Below are 25,968 nucleotides of genomic sequence, written 5' to 3' on the forward strand. Positions count from 1 at the left end.
TAGAGGCAGTAGAGGCAGTATCAGGATTACTTAAAAGAAAAGCCGGGACAAGCCCGGCTTTTTCTTTATCACTCAGCAGCTGCTTCAGCAGCGGCCGGGCGGTCTACCAGCTCAATGTAAGCCATAGGGGCGTTATCGCCTGCACGGAAACCGCATTTCAGAATGCGAGTATAACCGCCGGCGCGCTCCAGGTAGCGCGGGCCCAGTTCATTGAACAGCTTAGCCACGATCGCGTTGTCACGAGTGCGGGCAAATGCCAGACGACGATTAGCAACGCTATCGGTCTTGGCAAGGGTGATCAGCGGTTCAACTACACGACGCAGCTCTTTTGCCTTAGGCAGAGTCGTCTTGATGATCTCATGACGAACCAGGGAGCTGGCCATGTTACGGAACATAGCCTGACGGTGGCTGCTGTTCCGGTTCAGTTGACGACCACTCAAACGATGGCGCATGACCTTATCCTTCTAACTAAATCTGTGAAACCCGTAATCTGGATTACTCGTCAGCGATGCTGGCGGGCGGCCAGTTCTCAAGGCGCATGCCAAGAGACAGACCACGGGAGGCCAACACGTCCTTGATCTCAGTCAGGGACTTCTTACCGAGGTTAGGAGTTTTAAGCAACTCAACTTCGGTACGCTGTACCAGATCACCAATATAGTGGATTGCTTCTGCCTTCAGACAGTTCGCAGAACGAACTGTCAGCTCCAAATCATCGACAGGACGTAGCAGAATCGGATCAAACTCGGGTTTCTCTTCTTTCTTCTCAGGCACGCTGACATCGCGCAGATCCACGAAGGCTTCCAGTTGTTCGGCCAGAATAGTGGCAGAACGACGGATGGCTTCTTCAGGATCCAGAGTACCATTGGTCTCCATGTCGATAACCAGCTTGTCCAAGTCGGTGCGCTGTTCTACACGTGCCGCTTCAACATTGTAGGCAATGCGAACGATGGGGCTGAACGCGGAGTCCAGCAGCAGGCGACCAATAGGACGCTCTTCATCATCGTTGTGAACACGAGCAGAAGCAGGCACATAACCACGACCGCGCTGAACTTTCAGGCGCATGCTGATTTCAGCATTGGCACCAGTCAGGTGGCAGATTACGTGCTCCGGGTTTACGATCTCGACTTCATCACCGTGAGTGATATCACCAGCGGTAACGGGGCCTGTTCCAGACTTGGTCAGGGACAGAGTTACCTCGTCCTTGCCTTCCAGCTTCACAGCGATACCTTTCAGGTTAAGCAGGATTTCCAGTATGTCTTCCTGTACACCTTCTTTGCTGCTGTACTCGTGCAGTACTCCGTCGATCTCGACTTCAGTAACCGCACAACCGGGCATAGATGACAGCAAAATACGACGCAGGGCATTACCCAGCGTGTGACCAAAGCCACGTTCAAGCGGCTCGAGAGTCACTTTTGCGTGAGTCGGGCTAACTTGCTCGATGTCAACCAGCCGCGGTTTAAGAAAATCTGTTACAGAACCCAGCATTGTGTCCTCTCTTTAGAAGCTAGCTTTACTTGGAGTAAAGCTCGACGATCAGCTGTTCGTTAATGTCGGCAGACAGGTCGGAACGCTCTGGCAGGCGCTTGAAGGCACCTTCCATCTTAGCAGTGTCAACCTCTACCCAAGTCGGCTTCTCGCGCTGACCAGCAACTTCCAGGGAAGCTTTGATACGCGCTTGCTTCTTAGCCTTCTCACGAACGCAGATCACGTCCTCAGGGGATACCTGGAAAGAAGGAACATTCACAACGCGGCCGTTTACCATGATGGCCTTGTGGCTCACCAGCTGACGAGATTCAGCACGGGTAGCGCCGAAGCCCATACGGTAGACGACGTTGTCCAGACGACCTTCCAGCAGCTGCAACAGGTTCTCACCGGTGTTACCCTTTTGACGGGCAGCGTCGCGGTAGTAGTTGCGGAACTGTTTTTCCAATACGCCGTAGATACGACGTACTTTTTGTTTCTCGCGCAGTTGCACACCGTAGTCGGACAGACGCGCTTTACGCGCACCGTGTTGACCAGGAACGGTGTCAATCTTGCACTTAGAATCAATCGCACGAACACCAGACTTCAGGAAGAGGTCGGTGCCCTCACGACGGCTAAGCTTAAGCTTAGGACCGATATATCTTGCCATCTTCTTTCTCCAACAATCCTAGACCAAGTAGCTACAGCGTTATACGCGGCGCTTCTTGGGAGGACGACAACCGTTGTGCGGGATCGGAGTCACATCAGTAATATTAGTGATGCGGAAACCAGCCGCGTTCAGAGCGCGGATGGAAGACTCACGACCGGGACCCGGACCTTTAACCATGACTTCCAGGTTCTTCACGCCGTATTCTTTGGCGATCTCACCAGCACGCTCAGCAGCTACCTGGGCAGCAAACGGAGTGGACTTACGGGAACCACGGAAACCGGAACCACCAGAGGTAGCCCAAGACAGAGCATTGCCCTGACGGTCAGTAATGGTCACGATTGTGTTGTTGAAAGATGCATGAACGTGCGCAATACCGTCGCTCACTTGCTTTTTAACGCGCTTGCGAGCACGAGTCGGAGTTTTAGCCATTTTCTACCTTCCCGTTACTTCTTGATAGCCTTGCGCGGACCCTTACGGGTACGAGCGTTGGTCTTGGTACGTTGACCACGAACAGGCAGGCTACGACGGTGACGCAAACCACGGTAGCAACCCAGATCCATCAAGCGTTTGATGTTCATGGAAATCTGACGACGCAAGTCACCTTCAACGGTGAATTTACCTACTTGCTCGCGCAGACTTTCGATCTGAGCTTCGTCCAAGTCTTTAATTTTCACATTCTCAGCAATACCGGCTGCGGCACAGATGGCCTTGGAGCGGGTACGACCGACGCCATAAATCGCAGTCAACGCAATGACTGCATGCTTATGGTCAGGAATGTTAATGCCAGCGATACGGGCCACTGTTCACTCCTACGTAGAGTAGATAACGACCACCACAAAGCCCGTGAGCGGATACGTGGCGGTCAACCAATACACAACAAAAGTTGGCTGGCTATATTAGCCAGCACAACTATTTGTTGCAAGTACTAACCGTAAAAAATTAGCCTTGGCGCTGTTTATGCTTTGGCTCGCTGCAAATCACACGCACCACACCGTGACGCTTGATGATTTTGCAGTTACGGCAGATTGCCTTAACGGAAGCACGAACTTTCATTGCTTAACTCCGTAACTACGCCGACCTTTAGCGGCCGTAGCCCTTCAGGTTGGCCTTCCTCAGGACGTCACCATATTGATGAGACATCATATGGGTTTGTACCTGAGCCATGAAGTCCATGATAACTACCACGATAATCAGCAGCGAAGTGCCACCGAAGTAGAACTGTACGTTCCAGGCAGTCATCAAGAACTGGGGTACCAGACAGATAAAGGTGATATAGAGCGCACCTGCCAATGTCAGGCGAGTCATAACCTTATCGATGTAACGTGCTGTCTGCTCGCCCGGGCGGATCCCCGGGATAAAGGCTCCACTCTTCTTCAGATTATCTGCTGTCTCGCGGGGGTTAAACACCAGCGCGGTATAGAAGAAGCAGAAGAAGATAATGGCTGCTGCATAGAGCATCTCATACAAGGGCTGACCCGGCTGCAGGACCATAGAGACCTGTTGCAGCACGTCGGCTACCTTGCCCTCGCCCTGACCAAACCAAGAGGTGATGGTCCCTGGGAAGAGGATGATGCTGGATGCGAAAATCGCAGGAATCACACCGGCCATATTCACTTTCAATGGCAGGTGTGTGCTTTGCGCGGCGAATACCTGGCGGCCTTGTTGACGCTTGGCGTAGTTAACGACGATACGACGCTGACCACGTTCCACGAACACCACAAAGTAAGTCACTGCGAAAACAATCAAGCCCAGCAACAACAACAGCAGGATGTGCAATTCCCCTTGACGTGCCTGTTCGGCCGTAGCGCCAATGGCATGAGGCAGACCAGCAACGATACCCGTGAAGATAATCAACGAGATGCCATTACCAATCCCACGCTCGGTAATCTGCTCACCCAACCACATCAAGAACATGGTACCGGTGACCAGACTCACAACGGCCGTGAAATAGAAGCCCAAACCCGGATGACTCACGAGTCCTTGCATCATATTCGGCAGACCGGTTGCAATACCAATGGCCTGGAAAGTTCCCAAAACCAGCGTGCCCCAACGGGTATATTGGCTAATCTTGCGACGGCCTGATTCACCTTCTTTCTTGAGTTCAGCAAGAGCGGGGTGAACCACAGTCAGCAGCTGGATAATGATCGATGCCGAAATGTACGGCATGATCCCCAACGCAAGAATAGAAGCACGCGAGAGTGCACCACCACTGAACATGTTAAACATCTCAATGATGGTGCCCTTCTGTTGTTGGAACAACTCGGCCAGTACGGCGGCGTCAATACCAGGAATCGGCACATAAGAGCCTGCACGGAAAACGATAATCGCCCCGAGAACGAAGAGCAGACGGCTCTTCAATTCACTCAGACCACCCTGTGCTTTAACATCCAATCCTGGTTTCTTAGCCATTGTACTGATTATTCCTCGATTTTACCGCCAGCGGCCTCGATGGCTGCGCGTGCACCTTTGGTGACGGACAGACCACGAACGGTCACAGCACGGTCAATGTTGCCAGACAGAACAACTTTAGCGAAAACGATGTTCTTAGTAACAACACCGGCTTGCTTCAGAGTGCTCAAATCGACCACATCACCTTCTACCAGGGCGATTTCGTTCAGGCGGACTTCGGCAGAAACCAAAGACTTGCGAGAGAAGAAACCGAACTTCGGCAGACGGATTTTCAAAGGCATCTGGCCGCCTTCGAAACCGTTGCGGACTTTGCCGCCACCGGAACGAGAGGTTTGGCCTTTAACACCACGACCACCAGTCTTGCCCAGACCAGAACCGATACCACGGCCCGGACGGTGCTTAACAGACTTGGAACCTGGGGCCGGAGACAGAGTGTTCAGACGCATGCTTAGCCCTCCACCTTAACCATGTAATAAACCTGGTTGATCATACCGCGTACGCAAGGAGTATCCTCCAGCTCGACGGTGTGACCAATGCGACGCAGACCCAGACCACGCAGAGTCGCCTTGTGCTTTGGCAGACGGCCGATAGAGCTGCGAGTTTGAGTTACTTTTACAGTGTTAGCCATGTCGCATTACCCCAGAATTTCTTCAACGCGCAGACCACGCTTGGCAGCGATCTGGGCCGGGGATTGACCCTGTACCAGAGCGTCGACAGTTGCGCGAACAACGTTGATTGGGTTGGTGGAACCGTAGGTCTTAGCCAGCACGTTGTGGATACCAGCAACTTCCAGCACGGCACGCATAGCGCCGCCTGCAATGATACCAGTACCTTGTGAGGCCGGCTTCATGAACACGGTGGAGCCAGAGTGAACACCGCGCACCGGGTGGTGCAGAGTGCCATTGTTCAGCTCAACTTTGTTCAGGTTACGCTTAGCCTGTTCCATTGCCTTTTGAATGGCAGCTGGAACTTCACGGGCTTTACCGTAACCGTAACCTACACGGCCGTTACCATCACCCACCACGGTCAACGCGGTGAAGGACATGATACGACCACCTTTAACAGTTTTCGAAACACGGTTGACTGCAATCAGCTTTTCTTGCAGTTCGCCGGCTTGAGATTCGACTTTAGCCATCTTCGACTCCTAGCTTAGAACTGAAGACCAGCGTCACGAGCAGCGGTAGCCAGAGCGGCTACACGACCGTGATACTTGAAACCGGAACGATCGAAAGATACGTTCTGAACGCCTTTGGCAATAGCTCGCTCAGCGATGGCTTTACCTACTGCGGTAGCTGCATCAGCATTACCGGTAGACTTGAGCGCTTCACTGATGGCTTTCTCTACTGTAGAAGCAGAGGCCAGAACTTCGGAACCGTTGGCTGCGATAACCTGCGCGTAGATATGACGCGGGGTACGGTGAACAACCAGACGGGTGGCTCCCAGTTCCTGCATCTTCTTCCGAGCACGAGTAGCACGACGGAGACGAGCTGCTTTCTTGTCCATAGTGTTACCTTACTTCTTCTTAGCTTCTTTAGTACGCACTTGCTCGTTGGCATAGCGTACACCCTTGCCCTTGTAGGGCTCCGGAGCGCGGTAAGAACGGATGTCGGCGGCGACTTGGCCAACCAGCTGCTTGTCCACACCACGGAGAACGATCTCAGTAGCAGTCGGGCATTCAGCGGTGACACCAGCCGGCAGCGCATGCTCTACCGGGTGAGAGAAGCCCAGGGCCAGCGCGACAGCATTGCCCTTGATGGAGGCTTTGTAACCTACACCAACCAGCTGCAGCTTACGCTCGAAGCCTTGGGTAACACCGATTACCATGTTGTTGACCAATGCACGGGCAGTACCGGCCTGAGCGTCAGCACCAGCGATGCCGTCGCGCGGGGCGAACTTCAGTACATTGTCTTCTTTGGTCACTTCTACACCGGCGTGGATGGAACTAACCAGAGAACCTTTACCACCTTTGATGGACAGTTCCTGACCGTTCAGAGTCACCTCTACGCCAGCAGGAATAGTGACGGGTGCCTTAGCAACGCGAGACATTTCCGACCTCCTAATTAAGCGACGTAGCAGATGATCTCACCACCCATGCTTGCCTTGCGGGCAGCACGGTCGGTCATCACACCTTTAGACGTGGACACGATAGCAACACCGAGACCGCCCATAACTTTCGGCAGATCAGTAGTGCGCTTGTAAATACGCAGGCCGGGACGGCTCACGCGTTGGATCAGTTCTACAACCGGCTTGCCCTGGAAATATTTCAGTTCAATTTCCAGCTCCGGCTTCACATCACCTGCTACGGAGTAGCCAGCGATGTAACCTTCTTCTTTCAGCACTTTGGCAATTGCCACTTTCAGCTTGGAAGAAGGCATGGAAACCGCAACTTTGCTCGCCGCCTGACCGTTACGGATGCGGGTCAGCATATCCGCGATCGGATCTTGCATGCTCATAGTCTAACTCCCGAGATTCTTACCAAGAGGCCTTTTTGAGGCCTGGAATTTCGCCCTTCATGGCATGCTCACGCACCTTGATGCGAGACAGACCAAACTTGCGCAGGAAACCGTGCGGACGACCAGTAATATTGCAACGGTTACGCTGGCGGGACGGACTGGAATCACGGGGCAGCTGTTGCAGTTGCAAGACAGCATCCCAACGCGCTTCTTCAGAAGCGTTCATATCAACGATGATAGCTTTCAGCTCGGTTCGCTTAGTGGCGAACTTGGCTACCAGCTTCGCACGCTTTGCTTCACGTGCTTTCATGGATGTTTTAGCCATAACCCTAACCTTACTTGCGGAATGGGAAGTTAAAGGCAGCCAGCAGAGCACGGCCTTCTTCGTCGGTATTCGCGGAAGTGGTGATGGTGATATCCAGACCACGGACGCGATCGACCTTGTCATAGTCGATTTCCGGGAAGATGATTTGCTCACGCACGCCCATGGAGTAGTTACCACGGCCATCGAACGCCTTGGCGTTCAGACCACGGAAGTCACGGATACGCGGTACGGAGATGCAAATCAGCCGTTCCAGGAACTCCCACATACGCTCGCCACGCAGGGTTACTTTACAACCTATCGGGTAGCCTTCACGAATCTTGAAGCCCGCAACAGATTTGCGTGCTTTGGTGATCAGCGGCTTCTGACCGGAAATGGCAGCCATATCGGCAGCAGCATTTTCCAGCAATTTCTTGTCAGAAATCGCCTCACCAACACCCATGTTCAGGGTGATTTTCTCGATCCGAGGGACTTGCATGATAGTCTTGTAACCGAACTGCTTGGACAGTTCATTTACTACATCGGATTTGTAGTAATCATGCAGTTTCGCCATCGTTAAACTCCAATTACTTCACAAGTTCGCCGGTGGATTTGAAGAAACGGACTTTCTTGCCGTCTTCAACCCGGAAACCAACGCGGTCAGCTTTGCCAGTGGCAGAGTTGAACAGCGCTACGTTAGATACATCAATGGGGGCTTCTTTGGTGACGATACCGCCAGCCTGACCCAATGCGGGTACCGGCTTCTGGTGTTTCTTCACCTGGTTGAGACCTTCCACGATAACCTTACCTTTTGCAATCAGGACTTGAGTGACTTTGCCACGCTTGCCCTTGTCTTTGCCGGTAAGAACAATCACTTCGTCTTCGCGACGGATTTTAGCTGCCATCGTTCGACTCCTTACAGTACTTCGGGTGCCAGGGACACAATCTTCATGAACTTCTCATTACGGAGTTCACGGGTCACCGGGCCAAAAATACGAGTACCGATTGGCTGTTGGTTGTTGTTAAGCAACACAGCCGCATTGTTGTCGAAACGGATGACAGAGCCGTCCGGACGACGAACGCCTTTACGGGTGCGTACGACCACCGCGTTATACACATCACCTTTCTTCACTTTACCGCGAGGAATGGCTTCCTTGATGGAAACCTTGATGATGTCGCCGATGCCGGCATAACGGCGGTGCGAACCACCCAGAACCTTAATACACATTACACTGCGAGCGCCGGAGTTGTCGGCAACACCCAGCATACTTTGCATCTGGATCATCTTAGTGCTCCGCTTTGTTTACTTCTTATCCCTTTGGGGGATCTGGCTGCCTTCAAAAGGCGCGAAACTATAACACAGCTATTTTCGAAAAGGTAGCCTAAAAAACAAACGGCCCCGATAAGGGGCCGTTTGGGCAAAAAAGAACCGATTAGGCCTTTTCTACGACAGCAACCAGGGTCCAGGACTTGGTCTTGGACAGCGGGCGGCATTCGCGGATTTCCACGAGGTCACCAGCTTTACACTCGTTGTTTTCGTCATGTACGTGCAGCTTGGTAGTACGCTTGATGATCTTACCGTAGATCGGGTGCTTTACCTTGCGCTCGATAGCGACGGTGATGGACTTGTCCATCTTGTCGCTAATCACACGACCTTGCAGAGTACGGATTTTATCAGTCATTACGCACCTGCCTTCTCTGTCAGTACAGTCTTGATACGTGCGACGTCACGACGCACTTGTTTCAGAGTGTGAGTCTGAGCCAGCTGACCGGTGGAAGCTTGCATGCGCATGTTGAATTGCTCACGCAGCAGACCCAGCAGTTCCTGGTTCAGTTCATCGACGCTCTTTTGACGCAGATCTTGGGCTTTCATCACATCACCGTCTTAATTACGAAAGTGGTCTGAACGGACAGCTTGGCAGCAGCCAGGGCGAAGGCTTCACGAGCCAGAGCCTCAGGAACACCATCCATCTCGTACAGAACCTTGCCAGGTTGAATCGGGCATACCCAGTATTCGACGTTACCCTTACCTTTACCCATACGAACTTCGAGGGGCTTTTCGGTAATCGGTTTGTCCGGGAACACACGGATCCAGATTTTACCTTGACGCTTAACGTGACGGGTCATGGCACGACGAGCTGCTTCGATTTGACGAGCAGTCAGTTGACCACGAGATGTCGCCTTCAGGCCAAAGGTACCGAAGGATACTTCGTTACCAGAGTTGGCCAGACCGCGGTTACGACCCTTATGGGTCTTGCGGAATTTAGTACGCTTAGGTTGCAACATTTACCGAATCTCCTTACTTAGCAGCGCGGCGCTTGTTGTCACGCTTGGGCTTTGCAGGAGCTTGCTCTTGAGCAGCGGCAGCATTGACTGCAGCCAGACCGCCCAGAACTTCGCCCTTGAAGATCCAAACTTTGACGCCGATCACACCGTAAGTGGTGTGGGCTTCAGAAGTTGCGTAGTCGATGTCGGCACGCAGGGTGTGCAACGGCACACGACCTTCACGGTACCATTCGGTACGCGCGATTTCAGCGCCGCCCAGACGACCGGACACTTCCACTTTGATGCCCTTGGCACCCAGGCGCATGGCGTTTTGTACGGCGCGCTTCATAGCACGACGGAACATAACGCGACGTTCCAGCTGGGAAGTGATGCTGTCGGCAACGAGTTTGCCATCCAGCTCCGGCTTGCGGACTTCGGAAATGTTGATCTGAGCAGGCACGCCAGCAATTACGGCGACGGCTTTGCGCAGTTTCTCAACGTCTTCGCCTTTCTTGCCGATCACGACACCCGGACGAGCGGTGTGAATAGTCACACGGATGCTCTTGGCCGGACGCTCGATGGTGATCTTGGACAAGGAAGCGTTTTTCAGCTCCTTGGTCAGGAACTGGCGTACTTGGAAATCGCTGTACAGGTTGTCAGCGAAGTCTTTGGTGTTCGCGAACCAGGTAGAATTCCAAGGCTTGGTAATACCCAGGCGAATGCCATTAGGATGTACTTTCTGACCCATTGCTTATCTCCCAGCCTTAGCGTCGGATACCACTACAGTGATGTGAGCGGTACGCTTGAGGATACGATCCGCGCGACCTTTGGCACGCGGGCGGATGCGCTTCATGGAGGGACCTTCGTCTACCATGATGGTGGCAACACGCAGGGCGTCGATATCGGCGCCTTCGTTGTGCTCAGCGTTTGCAATGGCAGATTCCAGCACTTTCTTCACCAGAACTGCAGCCTTTTTCGGGCTGAAGGTCAGGAGGTTCAGAGCCTTGTCTACGGACAGACCACGTACTTGATCGGCTACCAGACGAGCTTTCTGGGCAGAAGTACGGGCATAACGGTGTTTAGCGATAGCTTCCATCATTTATCCCTTAGCGCTTCTTAGCCTTCTTATCAGCAGCATGGCCGCGATAAGTACGAGTCGGTGCGAATTCACCCAGTTTGTGACCGATCATTTCTTCGGTAACGAAAACCGGAACGTGCTGACGACCATTATGGACAGCGATGGTCAAACCGATCATGTTCGGGATGATCATTGAACGACGGGACCAGGTCTTAACCGGCTTTTTATCCCCGCTTTCCACCGCTTTCTCTACCTTCTTCAGCAAGTGCAGGTCAATAAATGGACCCTTCTTGAGAGAACGTGGCATGGTGATTCCTCTATGTTAACAATTACTTGTTACGACGACGTACGATGTACTTGTCGGTACGCTTGTTCTTACGGGTCTTGAAGCCCTTAGCCTTCTGGCCCCATGGGGACACAGGCTGCATGCCCTTGTTACGACCCTCACCACCACCGTGCGGGTGATCAACCGGGTTCATCGCCATACCGCGAACGGTCGGACGAATACCACGCCAGCGGTTTGCACCGGCTTTACCCAGTTGACGCAGCATGTGCTCGGAGTTACCCACTTCACCGATGGTGGCGCGGCACTCGGCCAGAACTTTACGTACTTCGCCGGAACGCAGACGCAGAGTTACATAGTTACCATCACGAGCCAGGATCTGGATGAAAGTACCAGCGGAACGAGCCAGCTGGGCCCCTTTACCAGGTTTCATCTCAACGGCGTGAACGGTAGAACCAACCGGGATGTTACGCATCGGCAGGGTGTTACCTACCTTGATCGCAGCATCAGCACCAGAAGCGATTGCATCACCAGCTTTCAGGCCTTTCGGGGCCAGGATGTAACGACGCTCACCGTCTGCATACAACACCAGGGCGATGTTAGCGGTACGGTTAGGATCGTATTCCAGACGCTCTACTTTGGCCGGAATGCCGTCTTTGTCGCGCTTGAAGTCGACCAGACGGTAGTGTTGCTTGTGACCACCACCGATATGACGGGTGGTGATACGGCCGTTGTTGTTACGACCACCGGACTTGCTTTTGCTGTCCAGCAGAGCGGCGAAGGGCTTACCCTTGTACAGCTCTTGGTTGACGATCTTAACGACGTGGCGGCGGCCCGGAGAAGTAGGCTTGCACTTAACGATTGCCATTTTTCAGAACTCCTCTTACTCGGCTGCGCCCATGAAGTCGATGTCCTGACCAGCTTTCAGGGTCACATAAGCCTTTTTCCAATCGGAACGACGGCCTACACGCGCACCTGAGCGCTTGGTTTTACCCTTCATGTTCAGGGTACGGACGGTCTCAACTTCGACCTCGAACAGTTTCGCAACTGCAGCTTTGACTTCCGCCTTGGTGGCATCAACAGCAATCTTGAACACGATAGTGTTCTGCTTTTCTGCGACCATGGTGCTCTTTTCAGAGATATGCGGAGCCTTCAGAACTTTCAACAAACGCTCTTCGCGGATCATGCCAGCATCTCCTCGATTTGCTTAACTGCGTCAGCAGTCATCAGAATCTTGTCGAAAGCGATCAGGCTGACCGGGTCGATACCGGCAACGTCACGCACGTCAACTTTGTACAGGTTGCGAGCAGCCAGGAACAGGTTCTCATCGACTTCAGCAGTCACGATCAGAACGTCAGTCAGTTCCATCTCTTTCAGCTTGGCGATCAGTTCTTTAGTCTTCGGCGCTTCGATGCCGAATTTCTCAACAACGATCAGGCGCTCTTGACGTACCAGCTCGGACAGGATGCTACGGATAGCGCCGCGGTACATCTTCTTGTTTACTTTTTGGCTGTGATCTTGCGGCTTAGCAGCAAAAGTCACACCACCGGAACGCCAAATGGGCGAACGGATGGAGCCAGCACGGGCACGACCAGTACCCTTCTGACGCCACGGCTTTTTGCCGCCACCAGACACTTCAGAGCGAGTCAGCTGCGCACGAGTACCCTGACGGGCACCAGCGGCATATGCAACGACGACCTGGTGAACCAGAGCTTCGTTGAATTCGCGCCCGAAGGTAGTCTCGGAAACTTCAAGAGCGCTCTTGGCGTCTTTCATTACCAATTCCATTACTATCTCCTCAGACGTTACGCTTTGACGGCAGGTTTGACGATCACGTTGCCGTTGGTTGCACCCGGTACTGCACCTTTGATGAGCAGCAGGTTACGTTCAGCGTCAACACGAACCAGTTCCAGGTTCTGAGTCGTTACACGCTCAGCACCCATGTGACCAGCCATCTTTTTGCCCTTGAATACACGACCCGGAGTCTGGTTCTGACCGATAGAACCCGGAGCGCGGTGAGACAAGGAGTTACCGTGGGTCATATCCTGGGTACGGAAGTTGTGGCGCTTAACAGTGCCCGCAAAACCTTTACCCTTGGATGTGCCGGTAACGTCTACCATCTTAACGTCAGCGAGAAGATCTACTTTCAGCTCGCTACCAACAGTGAAAGTTTCACCGTTGTTCAAGCGGAATTCCCACAGACCGCGGCCGGCTTCTACACCAGCTTTGGCGAAGTGGCCAGCTTCCGGCTTGGTTACACGGCTGGCTTTTTTGGCGCCAGTGGTAACCTGAATAGCGTTGTAGCCGTCGGTTTCTACAGATTTGACCTGAGTTACACGGTTAGCTTCAACTTCGATAACAGTCACCGGGATAGAAACGCCATCTTCAGTGAAGATGCGAGTCATACCCACTTTGCGACCTACAAGACCGATTGTCATTGTTATCAACCTCTTTCCGTAATTAACCCAGGCTGATCTGGACGTCTACACCAGCTGCCAGATCCAGACGCATCAGAGCGTCAACGGTCTTGTCAGTCGGTTCAACGATGTCTACCAGACGCTTGTGAGTGCGGATCTCGTACTGATCACGCGCATCTTTGTTGACGTGCGGGGAGATCAGGACGGTGAAGCGCTCTTTGCGAGTCGGCAGCGGGATAGGACCGCGAACCTGCGCGCCGGTGCGCTTTGCAGTTTCAACGATTTCCGCTGTGGATTGATCAATCAGGCGATGATCAAAAGCCTTCAGGCGAATACGGATTCTTTGGTTCTGCATTGACAGAGCTCCAATAGATAAAAGAACATAAATCAACACCGCCCGACCGGGAATATTCCCGCCAGAGGTGCGACTTTTCACGTTTCCTCCCATATCGGGAGGACTGTAAGGCTGGCGACTCGTAAACGGGAAGCTCAGCAAGCAGACATATCGTCTGGCTACCTCATGGGTAAGCGGAGGGGATTATACGGATTTTTTCAATTCGTGCAAGAGAGGGCGGACAGATAGTGCGCAATCTTGTGGGACGGATGGATCTCGCACTCGCCGGGCGGATTGCCCCCATGCGGTGGTGACGACAAGGCCCCAAGCAGGCTGATAGACTGCGCCCTCGCCTCTGTCAGTGGAACGACCCCAGATGATCAAAGATCAGAAGAAAGCCTATCAATATGGACTCTGCGCCGTCGCCCTCTGGTCGACCGTGGCCACCGCCTTCAAGATCTCCCTCGCCTACTTCGAGCCGGTGCAGTTGCTGCTTGTGGCGGCCTTCACCTCGACCCTGACGCTGGGGCTCATCGTCGCCAAGCAGGGCAAGCTGCCCCTGCTGCTGAGCTACATCAAGACGCGCCCCTACTATTATCTGGCGCTGGGAGTATTGAACCCCTTCCTCTATTATCTGCTGCTGTTCAAGGCCTATGATCTGCTGCCCGCCCAGCAGGCCCAGACCCTCAACTACACCTGGGCCATCACCCTCAGCCTGCTGGCAGTGCCCTTCCTCGGCCAGAAGCTGCGCCGCCGCGATGGGGTTGCCATCGTACTGGGTTACTTCGGCGCCCTGGTCATCGCCACCAAGGGGGACCTGTTCGGTCTGCACTTCGACAGCCCGCTCGGGGTCACCCTGGCGCTGGTGTCTACCTTCATCTGGGCCGGCTACTGGATCCTCAACACCCGCAATCAGGGGGATCCCATCGTCAGCCTGCTGCTCGGCTTTATCATCAGCCTGCCTTTCATCGTCGTGGCAACCTGGCTGCTCGCCGATTTCCACATGACAGCCTGGCAGGGCTGGGCCGGCGCCATCTACGTCGGGCTATTCGAGATGGGCTTTGGCTTCGTACTCTGGCTGATGGCCCTGCGCCACGCCACCAACACGGCCCCCATCAGCAACCTCATCTTCATCTCCCCGTTTGCCTCCCTGGTGCTGCTCAACCTGCTGATCGGCGAGACCATTCATCCGGCCACCCCCATAGGGCTGGCGCTGATCGTGGCCGCCCTGCTCATTCAGCAGCTCAAATACGGCAAACGCTACCGCAAGAAGACCGAACCCCAAGCTTGATAACACAGAGGGCGCACCCATCGATGCGCCCTCTGTTCAATCCACCCACTCCAGCGGCTGGTACTTGGGTAGCCGGATCTCCACCAGCAGCCCTCCCAGCTCGGACTGGCCAAGCCGTATGGTGCCGTGGTGCTGGGACACTATCTTGGCGACGATGGCCAACCCCAAGCCACTGCCGCCGCCGGTGCGCGCCACATTGCCCTGGGTAAAGGGCTTGAGCACCCGGGTGTAGTCCTGTTCCGGAATGCCGGGTCCGTTGTCCGACAGCCGCAGCCGCACCCAGTGACCGTCATCCTTGAGCTCCGCCTGCAGTCGGGTTGCCCCGTAGCGCAGGGAATTACCCGACAGGTTGTTGAGGATACGGCGCAGGCTGATGGGGTTGCAGGCGACTCGCACCGCCTGCTCCGGCAACAGCAGCTCCACCTCCAGCCCCTGATCGGTTTGCATCAGCAAGGCATCGTGGATCAGCTGGGTCAGATCGATCTGCTGGGTATCCAGCCCTTCATCCGGCCGTATGTAATCGATGAACTGATCGATGATGCCATTGGACTCGTCGATGTCCGCGTTGATGCTCTCCTTGAGGTACTCATCCCCGGATGACATCATCTCGGTCGCCAGACGGATGCGGGTCAGAGGCGTGCGCAGATCATGGGAGACCCCGGCCATCATCATGTTGCGCTCCTCGATCAGCCGCTTGATGGAGCTCGACATGTGGTTGAAGGTGCGCGTCAGCCGGCGCACCTCCCGAGAGCCTTGCTCCCCCAACGCATCGGGGAAGTTGCCACGGGCCACCGCCACGGCCCCCGCCTCCAGATCCTCCAGCGGGCGCACCAACTGGCGTGCGAAGCGCCAGGCGGCAAACAGGGTCACCACCAGCAGCACGCTCATGTAGAGCAGCAGCGGCTCTATGTCGTCGTCCTCGATCTCGGTCAAGGGGATCCGCACCCACATCTGCTTGGCCTGGGGCGGCTGAATCCAGATGATGTAGTGATCCTGGATTTCGACCCTGACCTTAGTCTGCCCCTTCAGCTCGCGGCTGATGCTCTCCTCCAGGTAGGTGTAAGGCTTGGACTCCTTGAGACCGTGCTGCTCCGCCTCGGCCTGGGTATAGATATCGCTGCCGGTCGCCACATAGACCAGCGCCTCGGCATCTTCGCTGAGCGCCAGTTGCTTGCTGTCGATGGGGAAGATGAGCTTGACCTGATTGGCCAGCAGGTGGCTTATCTGCTTGACGGTGGGCGCCAGCAGGTAGTTGTAGAAGGTGGCATAGGAGACAAACTGATAGACCACCAGCACGGCGGCCAGAAACCAGAGCATGCGGGAGAACATGCTGCTCACTTTCTTCATTCGCCGTCACCGTCCGGCACGAAGACATAGCCGAGACCCCAGACGGTCTGCAGGTAACGGGGCTGGGCCGGATCCTGCTCCAGCAGCCGGCGCAGGCGGGAGACCTGCACATCGATGCTGCGTTCGGTGGCGGTGTATTCGCGGCCACGGGCCAGGTTCATCAGCTTGTCGCGAGAGAGCGGCTCACGGGGATGGCTCACCAGCACTTTGAGCACGGCGAACTCGCCGCTGGTCAGGGCCACGGGCTCACCGTCCCGACTGAGTTCCCGGGTCGCCAGGTTGAGCTGATAGGCGCCGAAACTCACCATCTTCTCGGCGACGGAGGGTGCGCCGGGCAACTCGACGGTATGACGGCGCAACACGGCGCGGATCCGGGCCAGCAGTTCGCGGGGGTTGAACGGCTTGGGCAGATAGTCGTCGGCTCCCATCTCGAGTCCGACGATGCGATCCACCTCGTCTCCCTTGGCGGTGAGCATCAGCACCGGGATCTGGTTGCCCGCCTCGCGCAGGCGGCGGCAGATGGAGAGGCCGTCCTCCCCCGGCAGCATCAGATCCAGCACCATCAGGCTGAAATTCTCGCGAGTCAGCAGGCGATCGGCCTGCTCCCCGTTGGCGACGCCCCGCACCATGAAACCCTGCTCGGTGAGGTAACGCTCCAGCAGGGAACGTAATTTCAGGTCATCGTCGACCACCAGGACCTTGTATTGCTGACTCATGCTTGCCACTCCTCTTTCTCTGCTCCCAATACTAGGGCTCCCCCCTGCAACGGCAAAGCATAAAAGTGTTACCGGTTATTACCCCCAGCCGGTCAACCGCGGGCCATGGCGGCTGCCAGTCACAGGGCAAGGAGCCGCCAGCGGCGCGTAGGTGCCCGACCGCCAGGCAGCGGGTGCAAGATCTGCTGACGCAGTCGCGCGGCTTGTGTCTTGGCATCGACAGACTCTACTATCCCCTGCAGTACAACCTAACCCGCCAGCTGGCGTCAGGGACTGATAACCCCATGAAAACCAAACTCATTACCCGTGAAGGCTACAACCGACTGCGGCAAGAGCACGACATGCTGTGGCGGGAGGAGCGGCCCGAGGTCACCAAGAAGGTCACCTGGGCGGCCAGCCTCGGGGATCGCAGCGAGAATGCCGACTACCAGTACAACAAGAAGCGGCTGCGGGAGATAGACAGACGGGTGCGCTACCTGCGCAAGTGTCTGGAGGAGCTGACCATAGTCGATTATGCCCCCTCCCAGGAGGGCAAGGTGTTCTTCGGCGCCTGGGTCGAGGTGGAGAGCGAGGAGGGCGAGACCAAGCGCTTTCGCATCGTCGGCTATGACGAGATCTTCGGTCGCAAGGATTACATCTCCATCGACTCCCCCATGGCCCGCGCCCTGCTCAAGAAAGAGGTCGGCGACGAGGCCATAGTGCGCACCCCAGTGGGTGACGCCTGCTGGTATGTGAACGAGATAACCTATCCCAGGTGATCCCGACAGGGGCATCTTGCGACCATCCCATGCCGGTGAGCCCATCACAGGTTCCCTTGGCCAGGGTGGCATCCCCTGCCCCGACCCCATATAGTGCTCACACTCGGCGCCTCAGGGCGCAAACCGGCCACAGCGATGCTCGATACCTCATCCATATGCCGCAAGAGGCCGCTGACCCCAGCCACGGCAATCCGACGCCATGGCCGGCCAGTTACAGACCCGACCATTAGAGACCCCCGATGCACAGCCACGTCATAGAGAAACAGATCGCCACCGAGCTCAACGCTCGCCCAGAACAGGTGCAGGCCGCCGTACGCCTGCTGGATGAAGGCTCGACCGTGCCCTTCATCGCCCGTTACCGCAAGGAAGTGACCGGCGGTCTGGACGACAGCCAACTGCGCACCCTGGAGAGCCGCCTCGGCTACCTGCGCGAGCTGGCCGATCGCCGCCAGGTGATCCTGCGCTCCATCGAGGAGCAGGGCAAACTCACCCCCGAGTTGGCCCGCGAGCTGAACGAGGCGGACAGCAAGACCCGGCTGGAAGATCTCTACCTGCCCTACAAACCCAAGCGCCGCACCAAGGGGCAGATGGCCATCGAAGCCGGACTGGAGCCCCTGGCCAACCTGTTGCTCACCGATCCCATGCGGGATCCCGAGCAGGAGGCGCTGGCCTTCCTCAATGCTGAACAAGGCATCACGGATGCCAAAGCCGCCCTCGACGGCGCCCGCTACATACTGATGGAGCGCTTCGCCGAGCAGGCGGACCTGCTGGAGAAGCTGCGGGACTACCTGTGGCACAACGCCACCCTGCGCGCCCGGGTAGTGGCGGGCAAGGAGCAGGAGGGGGCCAAGTTCAAGGACTACTTCGAGCACGACGAGCCGCTGCACAAGGCGCCCTCCCACCGGGTGCTCGCCATGCTGCGCGGCCGTAACGAGGGAGTGCTCAACCTGGCGCTGGTGACCGGCGAGGATGAGAGTGCCAGCCCCTGCGAGGGGATCATCACCCATCACCTCAGGCTCAACTTGCAAGGCCGCCCGGCGGACAAGTGGCTGCAAGGGGTAGTGAGTTGGACCTGGAAGATCAAGCTCTCCCTGCAGATGGAGACCGAGCTTATCGGCCGTATCCGCGAGAGCGCCGAGGAGGAGGCGATCAAGGTGTTCGCCATGAACCTGCAGGATCTGCTGATGGCGGCGCCGGCCGGCATGCGCTGCACCATGGGGCTGGATCCGGGCATCCGCACCGGGGTCAAGGTCGCCGTGGTGGATGCCACCGGCAAGCTGGTCGATTACGCCACCATCTATCCGTTCGAACCGAAGCGCCAGATCGATCAGAGCCTCAAGACCCTGAGCGAGCTGTGCCAGAAGCACAAGGTCGAACTCATCAGCATCGGCAACGGCACCGCCTCCCGGGAGACCGACCGGCTGGTGAGCGATCTGTTCGAGCGCTACCCCGCCGCCAAGTCGCAGAAAATCGTGGTAAGCGAGGCGGGGGCCTCCGTCTACTCCGCCTCCGAGCTCGCCTCCCAGGAGTTCCCGGATCTCGACGTCTCCATCCGCGGTGCCGTCTCCATCGCCCGCCGGCTGCAGGATCCCCTGGCCGAGCTGGTCAAAATCGATCCCAAGAGCATCGGCGTCGGCCAATATCAGCACGACGTGGGCCAGAGCCAGCTGGCCCGCCGGCTGGACGCCGTGGTCGAGGACTGCGTGAACGCGGTCGGGGTGGATGTGAACACCGCCTCGGTGGCCCTGCTGAACCGGGTCTCCGGCCTCTCCCAGACCCTGGCCCAGAATATCGTCGCCTATAGAGACGATAACGGCGCCTTCCACAACCGCCAGCAGTTGCTGAAAGTGAGCCGGCTCGGTCCCAAGGCGTTCGAGCAGTGCGCCGGCTTCCTGCGCATCCGCGGCGGCAGCAACCCGCTGGACGGATCGGCGGTGCACCCGGAATCCTACCCCGTGGTGGAGCGGATCCTGGCGCAGCTACAGCAGCAGGTTGAAAACCTGCTCGGCAACGGCAGTCTGCTCAAGAGCCTCAAGCCTGCCGACTACACGGATGAGCGCTTCGGGGTGCCTACCGTCACCGACATCATCGGCGAGTTGGACAAGCCGGGCCGGGATCCGCGCCCCGAGTTCAAGACCGCCACCTTCAAGGAAGGGGTGGAGAAGATAAGCGATCTGGTGCCCGAGATGGTGCTGGAAGGGGTGGTCACCAACGTCACCAACTTCGGTGCCTTCGTCGACATTGGGGTACACCAAGATGGTTTGGTGCATATCAGCTCGCTGACCGATCGCTTCGTCAAGGATCCCCGCGAGGTGGTGAAGGCCGGCGACATAGTGAGGGTCAAGGTGTTGGAGGTGGATGCCCCGCGCAAACGCATCAGCCTCACCATGCGCCTCGATGAGAAGCCGGGGCAACCGGCCCGCAAGCCAGCCGAGCAGCGTCAATCACCGGTGGGCAGCGCCAGACCCAAGGGTGCCTCTGGCAGCAAGCCAGCCCCAGCCAGCCCCCTGGGGGGTGCCATGGGCAACGCCTTCGCCGCCGCCCTCTCCAAGACCAAGAAGTAAGCTGCCCGAAAATGCAAAAAGCCCCGTGAGGGGCTTTTTTATTGCTAGTGCCTGACGGCGCTTATCATCGCGAGTCGGCGGGCGTTGCATCCCCCCCAGCGTCACCTCAGATATCCAGGCCGAAGCTCTGGCGGGGTGCCGGTCGGCTCGCCTGCTGATAGTGCTGTGCTATGACCTGATTGCGCCTGTCCATGTAAATACCGAGCGGGCTGGCCGACTGCGCATCCTCCGACCCTGCCGCCATCAGCTCCTTGCGGGTCTGCGCCTCCTTGAGGATAGCGCTGCGGGCCACGCTCAGGTCTTGGGAAGACGGCTCGATCGGTGCCAGCGCCGCGGCACGCACCTGTTGCATCTTGGCGAGGGTCGCCGCCGGGTCTCCATGAACGGCGGCAATATCGATGGCCACCTCCCCCCCGCTGGCGTAGCGCTTGCCATCGGGCCCATAGGCATACTCATAGGTCGGGCTGCCCGCATGCTGACCACCCGCGCTCTGGTGTGCCTGCTCGTGCTTGCGCACCTCCAGATCCCGCTCGACCAGCACCTCGACCTGTCGTTGCTGCTTCTGTTGCTCCTGTCGGCCGGACTCCTGCTGCTGTCTGCGCTTGCCCTCTTCATCCGTGGCCTCGGCAAAACGCTGGGGCAAGGCCGCCGGATTGGCCTGAGGATTGTCCCGGGTCGATTGAGGCAGTGCATTGGGATGGGTCTGGGGAGTACTGGACTTGTCTTTCTGGGAGGAGACGCCGGACTCGGCACCGGAGGCCTCGCTCTGGCGCAGCTGGGGAACCAGCTCGGCGCGGCGGTTGTCAGTCTGTGCCGATTCCGTCTGCGGATGCAGTTGATTCGGAATGATGGGCGGCAGACTGACGTTGATGTTCATCTCACACCCTGATGTCGATCAGGGTACCCATCATGTCGCTGGCGGTCTGGATCACCTTGGCGGAGGCGCCGGCCTGCAGCTCGGCCACCTTGAGATTGACCAGCTCCTCTGGTAGCTCCACCCGCTCACCAGCCGGTGTATTGAGGCGGGCTATCTGGCCCGATGCCTGATCGGCCAGCTGCTCCGCCCGCTGAAATCCCTGTACCCCCGTGGTCATGGCAGAATCGATACGCATCATCTTGCTCCTCTGGCTGTTGGCTGATTATTCACCACCCGGAGGCATTATTGAAGTCTGACGCTCACTTTTCAGCCGATGAACTGCCGCACCATGGTGATGAACTGGGCTGGATGGGAGATGAAGGGGGCGTGGGAGGCCTTGTCCAGCACCCGGCTCTGGCTATGGGGATAACGCTCGTCCAGCAACGGGATGGCCGCCTTGGGCACCAGCGAGTCCAACCGGCCATAGATCCGCAGCCAGGGCAGGCTGAGCGCCGTCAGCTCGTCCCGCAGATCGACGTCGGCCAGCAGGCCGAGGCCCGCCTCCAGAGCAGCAAGCTGAGGCGCCGGCCGCTCCGCCAACCAGTGGCGCAGCTGGCGGATGTCGTCACGGGCGTGCTCGCTGCCCATGGCCTGGATCGCGAGGAAACGCTCTATGGTCTGCTTGAAGTCACCGGCCAGCATCTGATTGAAACCGGCGAGCACCTTGGGGGCGATACCGGGCCACTCCTCCCGCGCCATGAAGCAGGGGGAACTGGCAACAGTAAGCAGGGATTGCACCCGCTCGGGATGAGTCAGGGCCAACTGGCTCGCCACCAAACCGCCGAGGGACCAGCCGAGCAGATGGCATCTCTCCGGCAAGACGGCGACGACCTGCTCCGCCAGCCAGGGCAGGTCGTATTCGACACCGCTCGCCAAGGGGCTGTTGCCAAACCCCGGCAAATCGACCAGGTGCAGCCGATAATGGGCCGCCAGCTCGGGGACTATGCCGTGCCAGACGGCCCCATTCATGCCCCAGCCATGCAACAACACAAGGTCCTGACCCTGGCCAAACCGCTCAACCGATACGCTCATCTAGACTCAAGATCCTGTTTATCTGCTTGGAGCCTGCATGTTAAAGCGGCTGCTCGGCAAAGCAAGTCCGATCCTCGGCGACCGGGCCGACTGGCTGGGCCTCTGCCTGCTCTGCCGCCAGCCTTGCGACACCCAGCCGCTGCTGTGCAGTTGGTGTCAGCACGCCCTGCACCAGCCTGGTCTCAAGTGTCAGCTCTGTGCGGTGCCACTGCCGGAAAGCGCGGAAGAGACGGAGCCGGTCTGCGGCCGCTGCCAGCGCAGGCCACCCCCCTGGCAACGGCTGCAGGTGATCGGAGACTATCTTCCCCCCTACCCCTTACTGATCCCCCAGCTGAAATACGCGGGTCAGGTCTTGCTGGCCCCGCCCCTGGCCCGTCTGCTCGCCGACCATCTGGTGATGGACGATCCCCCCGAGGCCATCCTGCCCGTGCCCCTGCACTGGTGGCGCCAGTGGTGGCGCGGCTTCAATCAGGCGGAAGAGATTGCCCTGGCCCTGGCGCTATCACCAAGATTCCCTGCGATACCCGGCTGCTGCGCAGGATCAGGGCGACCCCTCGGCAGACCAGCCTGAGTGCGGGGCAACGCAGGCGCAACCTGCGCGGCGCCTTTCAGATTGCCCCCCACCACTACCGTCATGTCGCCCTGCTCGACGACGTGGTCACCACGGGCGCCACCGCCGGCCAGCTCAGCCGTTTACTCCGCGCCAGCGGTGTTGAACAGGTGGACGTGTGGGCACTCTGCCGCACGCAGAGACAGATCAAATAGTCGGGGCCACATGGAGAAGAGGAAATGGCGGCCTGACGCCCTGTCATGCGCTTGTTGCGTTCAGGGTCACATCGGGTAGCCATCGACACGCTACCCAAGCCAGGCCAAGAGAGTTATCATGAATACCCTAGTCGTACACTCAGGTTTATGAGGATAGTGATGATCAGCATTTCCGACACCGCCCAGGCCCATTTCCGCAAGTTGCTGGAAAAGCAGCCTGATGGCACCAATATCCGGGTGTTTGTGGTCAATCCGGGAACCCAAAATGCCGAGTGCGGCGTATCATATTGCCCACCCGACGCGGTCGATCCGGAAGATCAACACCTGCCCTTCAGCGGCTTTGACTGCCTGGTAGATCCCTTGAGCGCCCCCTTCCTGATAGATGCCACCATCGACTTCGTCACCGATCAGATGGGCTCCCAGCTCACCCTGAAGGCGCCGAACGCCAAGATGCGCAAGGTCGACGACGATGCCCCCCTGGCCGATCGCATCGAATACGTGCTGATGTCAGAGGTGAACCCCATGCTGGCAGGTCACGGTGGCAAGGTGACCTTGATTGACATCACCGACGACAAGCTGGCGATTCTGCAGTTTGGCGGCGGTTGCAACGGCTGTTCTCAGGTGGATTACACCCTGAAAGAGGGGATCGAGAAGCAGCTGCTGGAGAAATTCCCGGGCGAGCTCAACGGCGTGAAAGATGCCACCGAGCACCAGCGTGGCGATCACTCCTACTATTAATCTCCCCGCCTACCCATGAAAAAGGCCCTGCCAATTGGCAGGGCCTTTTGCTATCCGGCGCACCGAGCACCATGACGACTACTCGTCCTTCTTGTCCCGGCTGAGCAGGGCGATAGCGGCCTCTTTCGGGTTCTTGCCCTGATAGAGGACTTCGAAGATCTGCTCACAGATGGGCATCTCGACGCCGAAACGGGCCGCCAGCAGATGCACCTCCTTGGTGTTGCGATAACCTTCCACCACTTGGCCTATCTCCGCCATGGCGGTGTCCACGCTCTTGCCCGCCCCGAGCGCCAGACCGAAACGACGGTTGCGAGACTGGTTGTCGGTACAGGTCAGCACCAGATCCCCGAGCCCCGCCATCCCCATGAAGGTCTTGGCATCGGCACCCAAGGCGGCGCCCAGACGCTGCATCTCCACCAGACCCCGGGTGATGAGCGCGGTTCTGGCGTTGGCGCCAAAACCCAGCCCGTCGGACAGACCGGCACCGATGGCGATGACGTTCTTGACCGCGCCGCCGAGTTGCAGGCCGATGAAGTCCGGGTTGGTATAGACCCGGAAAGAGCGGCCGCAATGCAGCAGGTGGGACAGATCGTCGGCAAAGTCGTCGTGGGTCGAGGCCACCGAGATGGCGGTCGGCATGCCGGCGGCCAGCTCGCGAGCGAAGGTGGGACCGGAGATCACCGCCAGCGGTATCTCGTCACCCAGAACCTCGCGGGCCACGTCCTGCAGCAGACGGCCACTGTCCGGCTCCAGCCCCTTGGTGGCCCAGGCGATACGGGTATCGGGGCGCAGGAAGGGCTTGACCCGGGTCAGCACCTGGCCGAACACATGGCTCGGCACCACCAGCAGCAGCACGGGGGCGGCTTGCACCGCGGCCTGCAGATCCGCCGTCAGTTGCAGATCGGTGGGGAAAGGCACATCCGGCAGGAAAGCCTTGTTGCAGCGATCTTGTTCCAGCACGGCGACATGGGCGGCATCGTGACCCCACAGCAGGGTCGGATGGCCGTTGCGCGCCAGAGAAATGGCAAGGGCGGAGCCGTAAGACCCCGCCCCCAAGACCGAGATAGCGATCTGGTCGGCCATTATCAGGCTTCCGCAGTCGCCTGCTGGGCCTGTGCTTGCGCCATGTGCTGGGCAAACAGGGCATCGAAGTTGACCGGTGCCAGGTTCAGCTGCGGGAAGGAACCCTTGCTCACCAGATTAGCCACTGCTTCGCGGGCGTACGGGAACAGAATGTTCGGGCAGAAGGCGGCCAGGCAGTGAGCCAGCTGGGGCTCCGGCAGGTTGCCGATGGTGAAGATACCGGCTTGCTGTACTTCGCACAGGAAGGCGGTTTCGGTTTCCAGCTTGCAGGTCACGGTCAGGGTCAGCACGACTTCGAACACGCCGTCAGCCAGCACGTTGGTCTTGGTGTCCATGTCCAGCTTGACGTCCGGCTGCCACTCTTTCTGGAAGATGTGGGGAGTATTCGGGGCTTCGAAGGAAACATCCTTGGTGTAGACACGCTGGATGTGGAATTCCGGTTGCACTTCCTGATTGTTGATTTCGTCAGCCATTTCGTTTGATTCCTTTTAAGAAAATGAGTGGGCGCAGGCCCTTAAATCAGCGTTTTTTGGTCACCGGCAGATTTTCTGCACGCCATTGGGCCATGCCACCGCTGAGCACATATACCTGCTTGAAACCGGCCTTGCTCAGTTGGCGACCCGCGCCACCAGCGGTCATCCCCGACTCGCACACCACTATGATGGGGGCGTCTTTGTGTTTTTCAACCGGGCCCAGATTGTTGGCCTGGATCTGGGTGAGTGGCAGGTGATGGGCACCGGCCAGATGACCCTTGGCAAACTCATCCTGACTGCGAATGTCCACGACGGTGGCATTCTCACGGTTGATCAGCAGGGTGGCGGCGTGGTTGTTCACCACCTTGACCGGAGAAAAACGAGCACGCACCGTGGTGTACACCAGGGTGCCTGCCAGACCCAACCAGGCTGCGGTCAGCAGCGGGTTGCGGGTCGCAAAATCCAAATACTCTTGCATCTTCTACTATCCAGGGACCAAGACAAGGGCCCGAGTATACATGGGGCCCTTGATAAGATCAGCCATCTTGGCGGCAAAGCGAGAGCAAGCTCCCATCGGGGGTTGCCAGCCGATCGCCCCCTCTAATGAAGCGACC

The 25,968-nt window shown here is 57.6% G+C and carries 40 protein-coding genes and 1 pseudogene; 5 read left to right on the forward strand and 36 right to left on the reverse strand.

The annotated features are described in order from the left end of the window. Positions 1 to 68: 68 nt before the first annotated feature. The 28 genes from rplQ to rpsJ all read right to left on the reverse strand — a co-directional run bounded on the left by rplQ (position 69) and on the right by rpsJ (position 13,692). Positions 69 to 452 (reverse strand): 50S ribosomal protein L17, encoded by a 384-nt coding sequence (rplQ, locus tag BN1124_RS03265; RefSeq protein WP_005307999.1) that lies wholly within the window; start codon positions 450 to 452, stop codon positions 69 to 71. Positions 453 to 495: 43 nt separating this feature from the next. Beyond that, a complete protein-coding gene (locus tag BN1124_RS03270) occupies positions 496 to 1,485 on the reverse strand; it encodes a DNA-directed RNA polymerase subunit alpha (RefSeq protein ID WP_005307997.1) in 990 nt (329 codons plus the stop codon). 25 nt (positions 1,486 to 1,510) lie between these two features. Then, positions 1,511 to 2,131: a 30S ribosomal protein S4 gene (gene rpsD / locus BN1124_RS03275; protein ID WP_033130015.1), complete on the reverse strand. Its 621-nt coding sequence runs from the start codon at positions 2,129 to 2,131 to the stop codon at positions 1,511 to 1,513. Between the two features lie 39 nt (positions 2,132 to 2,170). Beyond that, positions 2,171 to 2,560, reverse strand: coding sequence for a 30S ribosomal protein S11 (gene rpsK / locus BN1124_RS03280; RefSeq protein ID WP_005319702.1), 390 nt, complete (start codon positions 2,558 to 2,560; stop codon positions 2,171 to 2,173). Positions 2,561 to 2,574: 14 nt separating this feature from the next. Beyond that, positions 2,575 to 2,931 carry a 30S ribosomal protein S13 gene (rpsM, locus tag BN1124_RS03285; RefSeq protein ID WP_005307991.1) on the reverse strand — a complete coding sequence of 119 codons (357 nt, stop codon included), beginning with the start codon at positions 2,929 to 2,931 and terminating at the stop codon, positions 2,575 to 2,577. A gap of 139 nt (positions 2,932 to 3,070) precedes the next feature. Beyond that, positions 3,071 to 3,184, reverse strand: coding sequence for a 50S ribosomal protein L36 (gene rpmJ / locus BN1124_RS20635; RefSeq protein ID WP_005319705.1), 114 nt, complete (start codon positions 3,182 to 3,184; stop codon positions 3,071 to 3,073). Positions 3,185 to 3,211: 27 nt separating this feature from the next. Continuing rightward, positions 3,212 to 4,540, reverse strand: coding sequence for a preprotein translocase subunit SecY (secY, locus tag BN1124_RS03290; RefSeq protein ID WP_033130014.1), 1,329 nt, complete (start codon positions 4,538 to 4,540; stop codon positions 3,212 to 3,214). 8 nt (positions 4,541 to 4,548) lie between these two features. Then, complete coding sequence (gene rplO, locus BN1124_RS03295; RefSeq protein ID WP_042639167.1) at positions 4,549 to 4,986, reverse strand: 50S ribosomal protein L15; 438 nt, start codon at positions 4,984 to 4,986, stop codon at positions 4,549 to 4,551. Positions 4,987 to 4,988: 2 nt separating this feature from the next. Next, on the reverse strand, positions 4,989 to 5,168 hold the full coding sequence (rpmD, locus tag BN1124_RS20640) for a 50S ribosomal protein L30 (protein ID WP_005307985.1): 180 nt from the start codon (positions 5,166 to 5,168) through the stop codon (positions 4,989 to 4,991). A 6-nt stretch (positions 5,169 to 5,174) separates the two neighbouring features. Further along, a complete protein-coding gene (rpsE, locus tag BN1124_RS03300) occupies positions 5,175 to 5,675 on the reverse strand; it encodes a 30S ribosomal protein S5 (protein ID WP_011704318.1) in 501 nt (166 codons plus the stop codon). Between the two features lie 14 nt (positions 5,676 to 5,689). Continuing rightward, positions 5,690 to 6,043, reverse strand: a complete 354-nt coding sequence (gene rplR, locus BN1124_RS03305; RefSeq protein WP_033130012.1) for a 50S ribosomal protein L18 — start codon at positions 6,041 to 6,043, stop codon at positions 5,690 to 5,692. Between the two features lie 9 nt (positions 6,044 to 6,052). Beyond that, on the reverse strand, positions 6,053 to 6,586 hold the full coding sequence (rplF, locus tag BN1124_RS03310; protein WP_033130011.1) for a 50S ribosomal protein L6: 534 nt from the start codon (positions 6,584 to 6,586) through the stop codon (positions 6,053 to 6,055). Between the two features lie 14 nt (positions 6,587 to 6,600). After that, the gene (gene rpsH / locus BN1124_RS03315; protein ID WP_005307980.1) at positions 6,601 to 6,993 is read right to left on the reverse strand and encodes a 30S ribosomal protein S8; all 393 of its coding nucleotides are present in this window, start codon (positions 6,991 to 6,993) and stop codon (positions 6,601 to 6,603) included. Between the two features lie 19 nt (positions 6,994 to 7,012). Next, complete coding sequence (rpsN, locus tag BN1124_RS03320; protein ID WP_005319722.1) at positions 7,013 to 7,318, reverse strand: 30S ribosomal protein S14; 306 nt, start codon at positions 7,316 to 7,318, stop codon at positions 7,013 to 7,015. 10 nt (positions 7,319 to 7,328) lie between these two features. After that, complete coding sequence (gene rplE / locus BN1124_RS03325) at positions 7,329 to 7,868, reverse strand: 50S ribosomal protein L5 (protein WP_005331162.1); 540 nt, start codon at positions 7,866 to 7,868, stop codon at positions 7,329 to 7,331. Positions 7,869 to 7,881: 13 nt separating this feature from the next. Then, a complete protein-coding gene (rplX, locus tag BN1124_RS03330) occupies positions 7,882 to 8,199 on the reverse strand; it encodes a 50S ribosomal protein L24 (protein WP_033130010.1) in 318 nt (105 codons plus the stop codon). Positions 8,200 to 8,210: 11 nt separating this feature from the next. Next, positions 8,211 to 8,579: a 50S ribosomal protein L14 gene (gene rplN / locus BN1124_RS03335; protein ID WP_005307975.1), complete on the reverse strand. Its 369-nt coding sequence runs from the start codon at positions 8,577 to 8,579 to the stop codon at positions 8,211 to 8,213. A 148-nt stretch (positions 8,580 to 8,727) separates the two neighbouring features. Continuing rightward, a complete protein-coding gene (gene rpsQ, locus BN1124_RS03340) occupies positions 8,728 to 8,976 on the reverse strand; it encodes a 30S ribosomal protein S17 (protein ID WP_005307966.1) in 249 nt (82 codons plus the stop codon). Further along, positions 8,976 to 9,167 (reverse strand): 50S ribosomal protein L29, encoded by a 192-nt coding sequence (rpmC, locus tag BN1124_RS03345; protein ID WP_005319733.1) that lies wholly within the window; start codon positions 9,165 to 9,167, stop codon positions 8,976 to 8,978. The genes rpsQ and rpmC overlap by 1 nt, the downstream gene beginning before the upstream one ends. Continuing rightward, complete coding sequence (rplP, locus tag BN1124_RS03350; RefSeq protein ID WP_005307963.1) at positions 9,167 to 9,580, reverse strand: 50S ribosomal protein L16; 414 nt, start codon at positions 9,578 to 9,580, stop codon at positions 9,167 to 9,169. Before rplP ends, rpmC begins: the two co-directional genes overlap by 1 nt. A gap of 13 nt (positions 9,581 to 9,593) precedes the next feature. Beyond that, positions 9,594 to 10,307, reverse strand: coding sequence for a 30S ribosomal protein S3 (rpsC, locus tag BN1124_RS03355; protein WP_033130008.1), 714 nt, complete (start codon positions 10,305 to 10,307; stop codon positions 9,594 to 9,596). Between the two features lie 3 nt (positions 10,308 to 10,310). Further along, the gene (gene rplV / locus BN1124_RS03360; RefSeq protein WP_033130007.1) at positions 10,311 to 10,655 is read right to left on the reverse strand and encodes a 50S ribosomal protein L22; all 345 of its coding nucleotides are present in this window, start codon (positions 10,653 to 10,655) and stop codon (positions 10,311 to 10,313) included. 10 nt (positions 10,656 to 10,665) lie between these two features. Then, the gene (rpsS, locus tag BN1124_RS03365; protein WP_005307960.1) at positions 10,666 to 10,944 is read right to left on the reverse strand and encodes a 30S ribosomal protein S19; all 279 of its coding nucleotides are present in this window, start codon (positions 10,942 to 10,944) and stop codon (positions 10,666 to 10,668) included. 22 nt (positions 10,945 to 10,966) lie between these two features. Further along, entirely contained in the window at positions 10,967 to 11,788 is an 822-nt protein-coding gene (gene rplB, locus BN1124_RS03370) for a 50S ribosomal protein L2 (protein WP_033130006.1), read from the reverse strand. Positions 11,789 to 11,803: 15 nt separating this feature from the next. Further along, complete coding sequence (gene rplW, locus BN1124_RS03375; RefSeq protein ID WP_005319747.1) at positions 11,804 to 12,106, reverse strand: 50S ribosomal protein L23; 303 nt, start codon at positions 12,104 to 12,106, stop codon at positions 11,804 to 11,806. Beyond that, positions 12,103 to 12,708 (reverse strand): 50S ribosomal protein L4, encoded by a 606-nt coding sequence (gene rplD / locus BN1124_RS03380; RefSeq protein WP_025325386.1) that lies wholly within the window; start codon positions 12,706 to 12,708, stop codon positions 12,103 to 12,105. The genes rplW and rplD overlap by 4 nt, the downstream gene beginning before the upstream one ends. A 17-nt stretch (positions 12,709 to 12,725) precedes the next feature. Further along, positions 12,726 to 13,358: a 50S ribosomal protein L3 gene (gene rplC / locus BN1124_RS03385; protein ID WP_005319753.1), complete on the reverse strand. Its 633-nt coding sequence runs from the start codon at positions 13,356 to 13,358 to the stop codon at positions 12,726 to 12,728. Positions 13,359 to 13,380: 22 nt separating this feature from the next. Beyond that, entirely contained in the window at positions 13,381 to 13,692 is a 312-nt protein-coding gene (gene rpsJ / locus BN1124_RS03390) for a 30S ribosomal protein S10 (protein ID WP_005307944.1), read from the reverse strand. Between the two features lie 355 nt (positions 13,693 to 14,047). Between rpsJ and BN1124_RS03395 the strand changes: the two genes are divergently transcribed. Beyond that, the gene (locus BN1124_RS03395; RefSeq protein WP_042639178.1) at positions 14,048 to 14,962 is read left to right on the forward strand and encodes a DMT family transporter; all 915 of its coding nucleotides are present in this window, start codon (positions 14,048 to 14,050) and stop codon (positions 14,960 to 14,962) included. 36 nt (positions 14,963 to 14,998) lie between these two features. Here BN1124_RS03395 and envZ read toward each other — a convergent pair whose 3' ends face one another. Then, positions 14,999 to 16,309: a two-component system sensor histidine kinase EnvZ gene (envZ, locus tag BN1124_RS03400; RefSeq protein ID WP_042639180.1), complete on the reverse strand. Its 1,311-nt coding sequence runs from the start codon at positions 16,307 to 16,309 to the stop codon at positions 14,999 to 15,001. Beyond that, positions 16,306 to 17,025: an osmolarity response regulator transcription factor OmpR gene (gene ompR, locus BN1124_RS03405; RefSeq protein WP_042639181.1), complete on the reverse strand. Its 720-nt coding sequence runs from the start codon at positions 17,023 to 17,025 to the stop codon at positions 16,306 to 16,308. Before ompR ends, envZ begins: the two co-directional genes overlap by 4 nt. A 284-nt stretch (positions 17,026 to 17,309) precedes the next feature. Between ompR and greB the strand changes: the two genes are divergently transcribed. Together greB and BN1124_RS03415 are read left to right on the forward strand one after the other, a co-directional pair. After that, positions 17,310 to 17,783 carry a transcription elongation factor GreB gene (greB, locus tag BN1124_RS03410; RefSeq protein ID WP_042639183.1) on the forward strand — a complete coding sequence of 158 codons (474 nt, stop codon included), beginning with the start codon at positions 17,310 to 17,312 and terminating at the stop codon, positions 17,781 to 17,783. A 239-nt stretch (positions 17,784 to 18,022) separates the two neighbouring features. Continuing rightward, positions 18,023 to 20,347 (forward strand): Tex family protein, encoded by a 2,325-nt coding sequence (locus BN1124_RS03415; RefSeq protein ID WP_042639185.1) that lies wholly within the window; start codon positions 18,023 to 18,025, stop codon positions 20,345 to 20,347. A 106-nt stretch (positions 20,348 to 20,453) separates the two neighbouring features. On the opposite strand, the gene BN1124_RS03420 is transcribed toward BN1124_RS03415, so the two are convergent. From BN1124_RS03420 to bioH, 3 genes are all read right to left on the reverse strand, one after another. Beyond that, the gene (locus tag BN1124_RS03420) at positions 20,454 to 21,224 is read right to left on the reverse strand and encodes a putative metalloprotease CJM1_0395 family protein (RefSeq protein WP_042639187.1); all 771 of its coding nucleotides are present in this window, start codon (positions 21,222 to 21,224) and stop codon (positions 20,454 to 20,456) included. A 1-nt stretch (position 21,225) separates the two neighbouring features. Then, entirely contained in the window at positions 21,226 to 21,459 is a 234-nt protein-coding gene (locus BN1124_RS03425) for a hypothetical protein (RefSeq protein WP_042639190.1), read from the reverse strand. A 71-nt stretch (positions 21,460 to 21,530) separates the two neighbouring features. Then, the gene (gene bioH, locus BN1124_RS03430) at positions 21,531 to 22,295 is read right to left on the reverse strand and encodes a pimeloyl-ACP methyl ester esterase BioH (protein WP_042639192.1); all 765 of its coding nucleotides are present in this window, start codon (positions 22,293 to 22,295) and stop codon (positions 21,531 to 21,533) included. 37 nt (positions 22,296 to 22,332) lie between these two features. Here bioH and BN1124_RS03435 point away from each other — a divergent pair. Continuing rightward, a pseudogene (locus BN1124_RS03435) lies at positions 22,333 to 23,060 on the forward strand (ComF family protein). 159 nt (positions 23,061 to 23,219) lie between these two features. Then, positions 23,220 to 23,798 carry a Fe-S biogenesis protein NfuA gene (gene nfuA, locus BN1124_RS03440; protein WP_042639193.1) on the forward strand — a complete coding sequence of 193 codons (579 nt, stop codon included), beginning with the start codon at positions 23,220 to 23,222 and terminating at the stop codon, positions 23,796 to 23,798. 78 nt (positions 23,799 to 23,876) lie between these two features. Here the strand turns inward: nfuA and gpsA are convergent, their stop codons facing one another. The 3 genes from gpsA to BN1124_RS03455 are packed head-to-tail and all read right to left on the reverse strand — an operon-like array spanning position 23,877 to position 25,832. Beyond that, entirely contained in the window at positions 23,877 to 24,881 is a 1,005-nt protein-coding gene (gene gpsA, locus BN1124_RS03445) for an NAD(P)H-dependent glycerol-3-phosphate dehydrogenase (protein ID WP_042639195.1), read from the reverse strand. Between the two features lie 2 nt (positions 24,882 to 24,883). Continuing rightward, positions 24,884 to 25,354 (reverse strand): protein-export chaperone SecB, encoded by a 471-nt coding sequence (secB, locus tag BN1124_RS03450; RefSeq protein WP_033132363.1) that lies wholly within the window; start codon positions 25,352 to 25,354, stop codon positions 24,884 to 24,886. Between the two features lie 46 nt (positions 25,355 to 25,400). Then, positions 25,401 to 25,832, reverse strand: coding sequence for a rhodanese-like domain-containing protein (locus BN1124_RS03455; protein WP_033132362.1), 432 nt, complete (start codon positions 25,830 to 25,832; stop codon positions 25,401 to 25,403). Positions 25,833 to 25,968: the final 136 nt, after the last annotated feature.

This window comes from Aeromonas eucrenophila (assembly GCF_000819865.1).
Taxonomy (GTDB): domain Bacteria; phylum Pseudomonadota; class Gammaproteobacteria; order Enterobacterales; family Aeromonadaceae; genus Aeromonas; species Aeromonas eucrenophila.